This window comes from Kluyvera sp. CHPC 1.2972 (genome assembly GCF_036759925.1).
Taxonomy (GTDB): Bacteria; Pseudomonadota; Gammaproteobacteria; order Enterobacterales; family Enterobacteriaceae; genus Kluyvera.
Genome location: NZ_JAPKIB010000009.1, coordinates 120,359 through 131,873 on the forward strand (window position 1 = coordinate 120,359; position 11,515 = coordinate 131,873).

General features: G+C 55.8%; 12 protein-coding genes. 6 read left to right on the forward strand and 6 right to left on the reverse strand.

Annotation, left to right across the window (positions count from 1 at the left end; all coding sequences use genetic code 11):
* Both V6944_RS15225 and celB read right to left on the reverse strand, forming a co-directional pair.
* The gene (locus tag V6944_RS15225) at nt 1-954 is read right to left on the reverse strand and encodes a N(4)-(beta-N-acetylglucosaminyl)-L-asparaginase (RefSeq protein ID WP_333499566.1); all 954 of its coding nucleotides are present in this window, start codon (nt 952-954) and stop codon (nt 1-3) included.
* Between the two features lie 6 nt (nt 955-960).
* Nucleotides 961-2,277, reverse strand: a complete 1,317-nt coding sequence (gene celB, locus V6944_RS15230) for a PTS cellobiose transporter subunit IIC (RefSeq protein ID WP_333499567.1) — start codon at nt 2,275-2,277, stop codon at nt 961-963.
* Nucleotides 2,278-2,443: 166 nt separating this feature from the next.
* On the opposite strand from celB, the gene V6944_RS15235 reads away from it, so the two are divergent.
* Nucleotides 2,444-3,301, forward strand: coding sequence for a helix-turn-helix domain-containing protein (locus tag V6944_RS15235; RefSeq protein ID WP_333499568.1), 858 nt, complete (start codon nt 2,444-2,446; stop codon nt 3,299-3,301).
* A gap of 7 nt (nt 3,302-3,308) precedes the next feature.
* On the opposite strand, the gene arsC is transcribed toward V6944_RS15235, so the two are convergent.
* Entirely contained in the window at nt 3,309-3,668 is a 360-nt protein-coding gene (arsC, locus tag V6944_RS15240; RefSeq protein ID WP_333499569.1) for an arsenate reductase (glutaredoxin), read from the reverse strand.
* A 12-nt stretch (nt 3,669-3,680) separates the two neighbouring features.
* Nucleotides 3,681-5,144: a beta-barrel assembly-enhancing protease gene (gene bepA, locus V6944_RS15245; protein WP_333499570.1), complete on the reverse strand. Its 1,464-nt coding sequence runs from the start codon at nt 5,142-5,144 to the stop codon at nt 3,681-3,683.
* Nucleotides 5,145-5,359: 215 nt separating this feature from the next.
* Here bepA and V6944_RS15250 point away from each other — a divergent pair, with 215 nt between their 5' ends.
* Entirely contained in the window at nt 5,360-6,433 is a 1,074-nt protein-coding gene (locus V6944_RS15250; RefSeq protein WP_333499571.1) for an AI-2E family transporter, read from the forward strand.
* Between the two features lie 80 nt (nt 6,434-6,513).
* Here V6944_RS15250 and bcp read toward each other — a convergent pair whose 3' ends face one another.
* Both bcp and V6944_RS15260 read right to left on the reverse strand, forming a co-directional pair.
* The gene (gene bcp, locus V6944_RS15255; protein WP_185668932.1) at nt 6,514-6,984 is read right to left on the reverse strand and encodes a thioredoxin-dependent thiol peroxidase; all 471 of its coding nucleotides are present in this window, start codon (nt 6,982-6,984) and stop codon (nt 6,514-6,516) included.
* Nucleotides 6,984-7,556 (reverse strand): glycine cleavage system transcriptional repressor, encoded by a 573-nt coding sequence (locus V6944_RS15260; RefSeq protein WP_035891472.1) that lies wholly within the window; start codon nt 7,554-7,556, stop codon nt 6,984-6,986. The genes bcp and V6944_RS15260 overlap by 1 nt, the downstream gene beginning before the upstream one ends.
* A 154-nt stretch (nt 7,557-7,710) precedes the next feature.
* On the opposite strand from V6944_RS15260, the gene dapA reads away from it, so the two are divergent.
* From dapA to ypfJ, 4 genes are all read left to right on the forward strand, one after another.
* Entirely contained in the window at nt 7,711-8,589 is an 879-nt protein-coding gene (gene dapA, locus V6944_RS15265; protein WP_185668933.1) for a 4-hydroxy-tetrahydrodipicolinate synthase, read from the forward strand.
* A gap of 16 nt (nt 8,590-8,605) precedes the next feature.
* The gene (gene bamC / locus V6944_RS15270) at nt 8,606-9,640 is read left to right on the forward strand and encodes an outer membrane protein assembly factor BamC (RefSeq protein ID WP_333499572.1); all 1,035 of its coding nucleotides are present in this window, start codon (nt 8,606-8,608) and stop codon (nt 9,638-9,640) included.
* A gap of 109 nt (nt 9,641-9,749) precedes the next feature.
* Complete coding sequence (gene purC / locus V6944_RS15275) at nt 9,750-10,463, forward strand: phosphoribosylaminoimidazolesuccinocarboxamide synthase (protein ID WP_333499573.1); 714 nt, start codon at nt 9,750-9,752, stop codon at nt 10,461-10,463.
* A gap of 165 nt (nt 10,464-10,628) precedes the next feature.
* Complete coding sequence (gene ypfJ / locus V6944_RS15280; RefSeq protein WP_333499574.1) at nt 10,629-11,501, forward strand: KPN_02809 family neutral zinc metallopeptidase; 873 nt, start codon at nt 10,629-10,631, stop codon at nt 11,499-11,501.
* Nucleotides 11,502-11,515: the final 14 nt, after the last annotated feature.

Here is an 11,515-nt window from a genome sequence, read left to right on the forward strand (position 1 = left end):
TTACTCCTCGATAGGGGCGCGAATGCGGTCGGCGTAGGCTTGCATCCAGGCGTCGTCCACCGGTTGATAATGGGTCTTCTCTTTAACGCGCTCGGCGCGGAACACCGTCAGCGGTTGAGTGGCGGTGGCCACCACAAAAGAGAAGGTTTTGATGTTGGTTGCGGCGCCGAACTCCCCTTTGCGGTTCATGCACACCACGGACAGATCCCCCGCGCGGCCAAAGCGCGACATCAGCTTATCTTCCAGTTCGTACACCACTGAATCTGCCGCCTGCTGTGGAGTCATGCCTTGTTCCATCCGGCGGACGATTTCGTAGCTGGTGCAGCCTTTCATTAAATCTTCACCCACGCCGGTGGCGGTAGCCGCACCGATTTGGCTGTCGCAGTAGAAGCCGGAGCCGATAATCGGCGAGTCGCCAATTCGCCCGCGCTTTTTCATAAACAGGCCGCTGGTGGAGGTGGCGACGCTCATCGACCCCCGTTTGTCGAGGGCGATAACGCCAACGGTGTCGTGACCGTCGTAAGGGCTTAAACCTTTATCCAGCGTCTCGCGGCAGCGTTTACGGTAGTGCTGCATCGCGCGTTCGGTGAGCATTTTTTTCTCGGCAAAGCCCTGGCTCAGGGCCCATTCACGCGCACCCTGGCCGACCAGCAGCGAGTTATAGCGCTGGCGACCCAGCGCCTGCGCCACTTTCACTGGGTTGGCGATATCGACCAGATTGCCCACCGCACCAAAGGCCAGCGTGTCGCCGTCCATCCAGGCCGCGTCGAGCTCAACCTCGCCGTTCTCGGTGGGCAGGCCGCCATAGCCCACCGATTTGTAGAACGGAAAATCTTCTACCGCGACCACGGCATCCACCACGGACGTCGTCGCCGCGCTGCCTGCCGCCAGCGCGGACGCCGACTCATCTACGCCTTCCAGCGCCATACGCCAGGTTGCAATAATTCCCCACATCTTGTTTTACTCCTGTTTTGCTAGCGTGCTGGATCCCTCAACGGCACTGATTTCTGCATTGCGGTACTGCTTATCGACGATGCGCATAAACGGCAGATACAGCATCGCGCCAATCAACAGGTTAATGATTTGCATCACGCTGCCGGAAATATGCCCGGTGACGATAAACCCGCTGATAACCGGCGGCAGAGTCCATGGGATAAATACCCCGGTGGTCACGGCGACGGCGCCAATTTTCATCGCCAGATATTGGATAGTCACCAGTACCAGCGGGACCAGGTTGAACGGGATCAGCATGATCGGGTTCATGATGACCGGCAGGCCGAAGAGTACCGGCTCGTTGATGTTGAAGATGGAGGCCCCCGCGCCCAGACGTGCCACTTCGCGCATGTTTTTACTGCGGGCGAAAATCAGCATGGCAATGACCAGCGACAGCGTAGCCCCGGCACCCCCCATCCAGATCATGTCGAAAAACTGTTCGGTAATAATGTGCGGCGGCGTCACGCCCGCCTGAATGGCCGCAATGTTGTCGGTCTGGTTTTCCATCCACAGCGGACGGATGATGCCGTTGACCATTGAGCCGGAGTTGATCCCGACTGACCAGAGAATCGTGATGCTGAAGACGGTCATCAGCGCGCCAAAATAGGAGGTGCCGAAGTGGCGAACCGGGGTGGCGACGACGTCATAAATAAACTGATGAATGGTGTGGTAGTGGGTGTTTTCAAAGCCGATGCGAATGGCCAGCACCAGAATCATCACCACCAGCGCTGGAATCAGCGCGGCGAAAGACTCCTGTACCGCAGGCGGTACCCCTTCCGGCATCTTGATGACCAGCTTTTTGCGCTTCAGCCAGCAGAACAGCTCGGTCCACAGCAGTGAACCAATCATCGCGACGAACAGGCCTTTGGTGCCAATCCACTCCACCGGCATTACGGTAATACCGCCGTTTTCGGCGACCTTAATAAACGGTGTCAGGATCAGGAAGCAGACCAGCGCCAGAATGCCGCAGGAGATTCGGTCATCACCGTAGTGTTCTGCAAGGCGATAAGCGACAAGGAAGCTGATAAACAGCGACATGGTAGAGAAGACCGCGTTAAACGGGATCTCGATAATGGCGCTCCAGCTTGCGCCAAAGGTGCTGGACATAAATTGCTGATAGCCTTGATTCGGGAACGACGAGATAACCAGCAGAATAGAGCCGACGATAATAAACGGCATGAAGGATACATATGCACCACGGATGGCACCGAGATGACGCTGTTGTGCGGTTTTCGCCGCAATCGGCATCAATTTCTCTTCTAAAAATCCCAGAACATTGTTCATTGTGAACTCCGTATAAGATTAACGGACATTGTGTGTGTTATGTAATAGAAAACGACGAAAGGATTATGGGAGAAAGCCTGGTGCGGAAAGGTGAAACGGGTCACAATGCATCGACTTAATCCATATAAATCTCATATGATTGGTTATTAATTTCTTAAGGAAGACCATGGAAATTAAACTGCACGCTAACGCCACAACGACACCGAGAATTCGTAAATATCTCCAGGAATCGAAAAAAAGTGACCGGGAACTGGCGATTGAACTGGGGATCTCCGTGACGACGGTACGTCGCTGGCGTAAGCGCGAGCAGACGACAGACAGAAGTACGACGCCGACGGTTGTACACAAAGCGATGAGACAAGAACAGGTTGCGCTGATTAATGCCCTACGCGAAATCCTCCGCGCGCCGTTAGACGATTTGCTGTCTATTGTGGTGGAAGGGCTTGGCATTCCGCTGTCTCGTGCGACGCTTAGCCGCTATCTGACGTCGTCGTACCCGAAAAACAATGAGGCGATACTGCATGGAAAGAGGGCGCTTAAGGCGGGCGTTCGGACACAGACGCTGACGCTGCATTACCGCTTTTTGTCGCTGCATATGGATGATGACGGTGACCACCATCTGCTGTGGACCCAGGAGCCTGTGAGCGGTTGGTGTGCGGCACGCGTTTACTCGGGTATGTCATCGCCGCTGGTCATTCACTGGCTGGATGAGGTGCTCGCGCAGTTTCCGGGTGATATCCAATCTGTTGAGATTAAAAGTGACGAGTGGTTAAACGAGGCGCAGGTTACCGTGCTGAGTCAGCATTTGGCTGAGCGGGGGATAAGCGTCAGCGTCATGATGACGGGGGAAAAGCGTCCGGCGGTGGCGGTAACCGTGCCGCTGGTGGAGATTATCCCCGCACTTCGGACCCATACGCCTGATCAACTGGCGATTAAGCTCTGCGCATTATTCAACGGCGGGAAGGCGCAGAAAAAGCTGGGGAATATGACGCCGCAGGCTTTTCTGGAAGCGCTGCGGCTTTAGGGGGGAATCAGCGGACGATTTCCAGCACCTGCTCCGGCGGACGACCAATGCGCGCCTGGCCATTGTGAACAACGATAGGTCGCTCAATCAGCTTCGGATTCTCAACCATCGCCTGGATAAGCTGCTCTTCGCTGAGCTGGCTATCGGCGAGGTTCAGCGATTTGTAGAGATCTTCTTTCTGGCGCATCAGTTCGCGCGCGCTACCAAGACCCAGCATCTTAATTAGCTTGCTGAGCGTTGCGGCATCCGGTGGCGTGTCGAGGTAAAGCACCACCTCAGGGGCGATGCCGTTATCTTTCAGCAGGGTTAAGGTCTCGCGGCTCTTTGAGCAGCGCGGGTTATGATAAATCGTGACCGAATCCGTCATCGTCTCTCCTGTTTACATTTTCTGATAAGGGCGGAAGCGTTCCTGCAACTCACGCAGCTGATCGATACGGGCATCGTAACGCGCCTGCTGCAGGCTGCGCAATTTCACCTGGGCGCTGGCCGAGCTGAGCATAGAAATCGCCTGATCGAGTCTTCCTACCAGCGCCATATTCTCGGCGCGCGCGGCCAGCTCCTGGTCACGGTTACCCAGCGCGGCTTCCGCCTGGGCTAGCAGGTCCCAGCCGTTGGTGTCGTCTTTATTGTTAAAGGTGTAGCGGTTCAGAATGGTTGCAGCTTCCGCTGGCTGCCCGCCCTCAAGCAGGGCGTTCGCCAGGTTGAGCTGCAGCACCGGATTGGTACGCAGTTCACGGGCATTTTTCAGACGACTGATGGCCTCGGTGGTTTTCTTCTGCCCGAGGTCGATATCCGTTGCCAGGTCAAGATACCAGGCATTTTGCGGCTCGGCGCTCAGCAGCGGCTGTAGCTGTTTACTCGCCTCGGCGTAGTTTTTCGCTTCCATAGCCAGCAGCGCACGGCCGTACTGCGCGGCGTGCTGCTCGCGAATGTTGCCCTTCGACCAGCTATCCAGCAGGTCGCTGCCGAGCTGGTTCTTACCGGAGTTATACATGCCGAGGGTACGTGCTTTAGCGAAATAGAAATCGGCGGAAGATTGCACCACCACCGGACGCATCTGGTTGGCGCGGTTACGCGCATCGGACAGACGGCTTTCCGGCAGGGGGTGAGTCAGCAGCATTTCCGGCGGCCGCGATGAGTAGCGCGACTGGTCGAGGAGCTTTTCCATAAAGGCGGGCATAGCCTGGGGATCGAAGCCTGAACGCTGAAGCACCTGGATACCGATGCGGTCAGCCTCTTCTTCATTCTGGCGAGTAAAGCTGATCATGCCCTGTTGGGTACCGGCCAGCGTGCCGCTTAGCGCCGCCATACCGGCCTGCGGGCTGGCCATCGCCAGTAAAATTGAGCCGAGTGCGCCAACCCAGGTTAGCGGGGCGTTACGTTTCTGATCTTCCATCGCTCGCGCCAGGTGACGCTGGGTGACGTGGGAGATTTCGTGCGCCATTACCGACGCCAGCTGGCTCTCGGTATCGGAATAGCGAAAGAGCGCCGAGTGCAGCACCACGTTACCGCCGAAGAAGGCGAAGGCGTTGATGTCGTCGTTATTAATCAGGTAGAAGTGGAACGGCGTACGGACGGAAAAGGCGTGCGAGACCAGACGCATCCCCAGTGAATTGATGTACTGAACCAGCAGCGGGTCATTAATCAGTGGGGCGCTTCCGCGCAGCTGACGAACATAGTAATCCCCCATCTGCATCTCCTGACCGATGGAGAGCGTGCTTCCTGCTGAGGTGCCCATATCCGGAAGCGTGTCCGCAGAATCCGCAAAAGCGGGTGCGATTTGCCCGAGCGCAAGCGTTGCAATAAGGGATGCCAACAGCGTTTTTTTCAACTGCCTGAACATAACCTCTGTCCTGTAATGTGGGGATGTGCCTGTTTTGACCAACAGCATAATGTTACGTTCCATTTTACGCTGCTCTGGGAGTGTATCTATCTGCTCACGGGATGAAAATGATAATCGCGAGATTGTTGGGATAAATATAAAAAGCGGAGTCTTTTTTGTGACACTTCGATACAATTCATCTCCGTGTGAAAGCAAAGCGTTCAGGGAATCGATTTATGCTCGAGATGTTGATGCAGTGGTACCGCCGCCGATTTAGTGACCCGGAGGCGATCGCGCTGCTGGTCATTCTGGTGGCAGGTTTTTGCATTCTGTTCTTCTTCAGCGGCCTGTTGGCGCCGCTGCTGGTTGCACTGGTGCTGGCCTACCTGCTGGAGTGGCCGACCGTCCGCCTGGAGCGGCTGGGCTGGTCGCGTACCTGGGCTACCACCGCAGTGATGGTGCTGTTTATCGGTATTTTGCTGCTGATGTCCTTCGTGGTGATGCCGATTGCGTGGCAGCAAGGGATTAACCTGATCCACGATATGCCGGGGATGCTGAATAAGCTTTCTGATTTCGCCGCCACGCTGCCGCGCCGCTATCCTGCGCTGATGGATGCCGGGATCATTGATGCGATGGCCGAAAATATGCGTACCCGGATGCTGACCCTTGGCGACTCGGTGGTGAAATATTCGGTGGCCTCGCTGATGGGACTGCTGACGCTGGCAGTCTATCTGGTGCTGGTGCCGCTGATGGTCTTTTTCCTGGTGAAGGATAAAGAGCAGATGCTGAACGCGGTGCGTCGCGTTCTGCCGCGCAACCGCGGTCTGGCAGGGCAGGTGTGGAAAGAGATGAACCAGCAAATTACCAACTACATTCGCGGTAAGGTGCTGGAGATGATCGTCGTCGGCGTTGCCACCTGGCTTGGCTTCCTGATGTTTGGCCTTAACTACTCGCTGCTGCTGGCGGTGCTGGTGGGGTTATCGGTACTTATTCCTTACATCGGCGCGTTCGTGGTCACGATTCCGGTGGTCTGCGTGGCGCTGTTCCAGTTTGGCCTCGGCACCGAGTTCTGGAGCCTGTTTGCGGTCTATCTGATTATTCAGGGGCTCGACGGTAACCTGCTGGTGCCGGTGCTGTTCTCCGAAGCCGTGAACCTGCACCCGCTGGTGATTATTCTGTCGGTGGTGATTTTCGGCGGACTGTGGGGCTTCTGGGGCGTGTTCTTTGCGATTCCGCTGGCGACGCTGATTAAAGCGGTAGTGCACGCCTGGCCGGATGGGCTGGTGGTGGAAGAGGACGTGTCGAATTGACGTGTAGCCCGGGCGAGGCGTTTACGCCGACCCCGGGGGAACCCCGGCGTCGCTGCGCTCGGCCGGGTTACGTGATTGGGTTAGGCGTTTGCCTGCAGCCAGCCCAGCACGATGTCGTGGTGGTTGGTAGTTTTGAAGTCGTCGAAGACGTGCTCAACTTTACCGTCGGCGTCAATCAGGAAGCTGGTGCGGTGAATGCCGTCATAGGTTTTGCCCATAAAGGTTTTCTCACCCCAGATGCCAAACTGCTCGCAAACCTGGTGATCTTCATCGGAGAGCAGCGTGAAGTTCAGCAGCTCTTTTTCGGCAAAGCGGGAGAGCTTCTCTGGCTTATCGGTGCTGATGCCCAGCACTTCAACGCCAACCTTTTTCAGCTCATCCATATTATCGCGAAGGCCGCAGGCCTGCACGGTGCAGCCAGGGGTCATTGCTTTCGGGTAGAAATAGACCAGAACACGTTGTCCCTGGAAGTCGGTTAAATTTACCTGTTCGCCGTCTTGATCGGGCAAACTAAATTTCGGTGCGATATCACCGGCTTTCAGTGGGTTCATTACTCAGCTCCATCCTGTTCATCATGCTGTGAATAATTGATCACGTTTATACTGCCTTGTGCGTTCAGTTCTGTACATAGGGCTTTGAACGCTTGCTCAATATTTGATGCATTTTTCGTAGCGGGGCTGTGGGCGGTTATTTGAATAAACAGCTGCGCGACGCCTTCGTTATCGCCAGGCTGCGTGCGCGATACCAGTTCGGCAATGTTCATTTCCCAGCTATCAAACAGTGCAGTAAAGCGCTCAATAATATGCGGTGAATCAGGAACCTCGACCTGCACCCAGACGGTGGCAGGCATCGCCGGACGCGGACGCGCGGTGGTGCGCTTCATCACGATCAGCAGATCCAGCTCCGCGCCCTTGAGCGGCAGGGTGGATTCAATCAGCGTAATGGCGTTCCATGAACCGGAAAGCAGCATAATAAAAGTGAACTCATCCCCCAGCATGGCCAAGCGACTGTCTTCGATGTTACAGCCGCAGCTGCTCACGTGACGGGTAATCGTATTGACGATGCCAGGGCGATCCGCGCCCAGGGCTGTAATGACCAGATAGTGTTGTAATGAGGCTGTCAAACCTGTTCTTCCTTTAAAAAGGTGCGGTATTCCTTAGGAAAGCATAAAAAAAACCGGCATACAACATTCTGAAGGCCCTCAGTCTCTTGCTTTTATTACAAGACCAAACGTACCATTGAGATTCATGTCCGCACGTCAGCACAGAGGATGGCCCATGTTTACGGGAAGTATTGTAGCGCTTGTCACGCCGATGGATGAAAAAGGTAATGTCGACCGTTCAAGCCTGAAAAAACTGATTGATTACCATGTCGCCAGCGGAACCTCGGCGATTGTCTCGGTAGGAACGACCGGCGAATCGGCAACGCTCAGCCACGAAGAGCATGGCGATGTCGTGATGACGACGCTGGAGCTGGCCGACGGCCGCATTCCGGTTATCGCAGGAACGGGGGCAAATGCAACCGCAGAGGCGATCAGCCTGACCCAGCGTTTCAATAATACCGGCGTGGTGGGTTGCCTGACCGTCACCCCGTATTACAACCGTCCAACTCAGGAAGGTCTGTTCCAGCACTTCAAAACGATCGCTGAGCATACTGACCTGCCGCAAATTCTGTATAATGTGCCGTCCCGTACCGGTTGCGATATGCTGCCGGAAACCGTAGGTCGCCTGGCGAAAATTAAAAATATTATCGCGATTAAGGAAGCCACGGGGAACTTAAGCCGTGTTCACCAGATCAAAGAGCTGGTTTCAGACGACTTCATCCTGCTGAGCGGTGATGATGCAACCGGTCTGGACTTCATGCAGCTCGGCGGTCATGGCGTTATTTCAGTAACGGCAAACGTTGCGGCGCGTGATATGGCGGAAATGTGCAGACTGGCAGCTGATGGCCAGTTTGACCAGGCGCGTATCATTAACCAGCGTTTGATGCCGCTGCACAATAAATTATTTGTCGAACCCAATCCAATCCCAGTGAAATGGGCATGTAAGGAATTGGGACTTGTGGCGACCGACACCATGCGTCTGCCGATGACCCCTATCACTGACCACGGTCGTGATGTTGTGGCATCAGCATTGAAGCATGCCGGTTTGCTGTAAAGTTTAGGGAGATTTGATGGCTTACTCAGTACAGAAGACGCGCCTGGCGAAGGTTGCGGGGGTATCGCTGGTTTTACTGCTTGCGGCCTGTAGTTCCGACTCGCGCTATAAGCGCCAGGTCAGCGGTGATGAATCCTACCTGCAAGCCACACCGTTGAGTGAACTTCACGCCCCTGCGGGCATGATTCTGCCGGTTGAAAATGGCGACTATAACATTCCGGTCGCTAACGGTAGCGGTGCCGTCGGTAAAGCGCTGGATATCCGTCCGCCGGCTCAGCCGCTGGCGCTGGTTTCTGGTGCGCGTACCCAATTCACGGGTGATACCGCCATGCTGCTGGTTGAGAGTGGCCGTAGCGGTTCTCTGTGGCCGCAGGTTGTCAGCATCGTTCAGGCAAAAAACTACACCATCACCAAACGTGATGATGCGAGCCAGACGCTGACCACCGACTGGGTTGAGTGGAACCGTCTTGATGAAGACCAGCAGTACCGTGGTCGCTATCAGATCTCCGTACAGCCGCAGGGCTACCAGCAGGCCGTCACGGTGAAGCTGGTTAACCTGGAACAGGCCGGTAAGCCGGTTGCTGACCGTGCTTCTCTGCAGCGTTACAGCGCTGAGATGCTGAACGTGATTTCCGCTGGTCTGGATAAGAACGCGACGGATGCCGCGAACAGCTCCAGAGGCACTGCGGGTGCAACCTTCGATGTTCAGAGCGCTTCTGACGATACCGGTCTGCCAATGCTGGTGGTACGTGGTCCGTTTAACCAGGTATGGCAGCGTCTGCCGGGCGTGCTGGAAAAAGTGGGCATGAAAGTGACCGACAGCACCCGTTCTCAGGGCAGCATCGCGGTGACCTACAAGCCGCTGTCTGACAGCAGCTGGAAAGATCTGGGCGCCAGCGATCCGGGTCTGGTCTCCGGTGACTACAAACTTCAGGTCGGCGACCTGGACAACCGTAGTAGCCTGCAGTTCATCGATCCGAAAGGTCATACGCTGACGCAGTCGCAGAATGATGCCCTGGTAGCCGCATTCCAGGCCGCATTTAGCAAGTAATTAAACAGGGCTGGAGCAATCCGGCCCTTTTTTCTGTATAGTGACGCAATCGTGTGCGTCGCCGGAAAATGCACAAATATTTATCGTAATCATCACTGGAGTGACAAAGATGCAAAAGCTAGCTGAGTTGTATCGTGGTAAAGCGAAAACCGTATACAGCACCGAAAACCCGGATCTGTTGGTACTCGAATTCCGTAACGATACGTCAGCAGGGGATGGTGCCCGCATTGAGCAGTTCGATCGTAAAGGCATGGTGAACAACAAGTTCAACCATTTCATTATGAGCAAACTGGCAGCAGCAGGAATTCCAACCCAAATGGAAGCGCTGTTGTCCGATACCGAATGTCTGGTGAAAAAGCTGGATATGGTGCCGGTGGAATGCGTGGTGCGTAACCGTGCGGCTGGTTCGCTGGTGAAACGCTTGGGGATCGAAGAAGGCATCGAGCTGAACCCACCGCTGTTTGACCTGTTCCTGAAAAACGACGCGATGCATGACCCAATGGTTAACGAATCCTACTGCGAAACCTTCGGCTGGGTAAGCAAAGAGAACCTGGCGCGTATGCAGGAGCTGACCTTCAAAGCGAACGACGTGTTGAAAAAGCTGTTCGACGACGCAGGCCTGATCCTGGTCGACTTCAAGCTGGAGTTCGGTCTGTTCAAAGGCGAGGTGGTACTGGGCGATGAGTTCTCCCCGGACGGTAGCCGCCTGTGGGATAAAAAGACCATGGACAAAATGGACAAAGACCGTTTCCGCCAGAGCCTGGGTGGCCTGATTGAAGCGTACGAAGAAGTGGCACACCGTTTAGGCGTGAAGCTCGACTAAGTTTCTACGCCTCCCCGGCGTCGCTTTGCTCGGCCGGGCTACGAATCAGGTAGCCCGGCCGAGCAAAGCGACGCCGGGAACCCCCGCACAACATTTCCAGTGGTAATCCCCCCCGTAACCGCCTACGATCATCTCAGTATTTCTGAGAATAAGACTGAGGTAGTTATGCGTTGGCAAGGTCGTCGCGAAAGCGACAATGTAGAAGACCGGCGGAATAATTCTGAATCCCCGATGATGGGAGGGCGCGGCCCTGGTTTTCGCATCCCGAGCGGTAAGGGCGGTATTGTCCTGCTGATTATCGTGCTGGTGGCGGGCTACTACGGCGTAGATCTGACCGGCCTGATGACGGGTGAACCCATCGGTCAGCAGCAAACTTCCCAGCGGGTGAGCGGCCCGAAAGATGACGAAGCCGCTAAGTTCACCTCGGTGATCCTCGCGACGACAGAAGACACCTGGGCGCAGGAATTTAAGGCGATGGGCAAAACCTATCAGCCGCCGCGCCTGGTGATGTACCGCGGCGCGACGCGCACCGGATGCGGCACCGGGCAATCGGTGATGGGGCCATTTTACTGTCCGACCGACAGCACGGTCTATATCGACCTCTCATTCTACGACGACATGAAAAACAAGCTTGGCGCGGGCGGTGACTTCGCTCAGGGCTACGTGATTGCGCATGAAGTCGGTCATCACGTACAAAAACTGCTGGGCATCGAACCGAAAGTGCGTCAGATGCAGCAGGGCGCCTCGCAGGCGGAGGTGAACCGCCTCTCCGTACGCATGGAGCTTCAGGCGGACTGCTTCGCGGGCGTCTGGGGACATAGCATGCAGAAACAGGGCATTCTGGAAGCCGGTGATCTGGAGGAAGCGCTGAATGCTGCCGAAGCCATTGGCGACGACCGCCTGCAACAGCAGGGTCAGGGACGCGTGGTGCCGGATAGCTTTACGCACGGTACCTCACAGCAGCGCTATACCTGGCTGAAACGCGGCTTTGATAGCGGCGACCCGGCGCAGTGCAACACTTTTAGCAAATCACTCTGACGGCGGGTCATAAG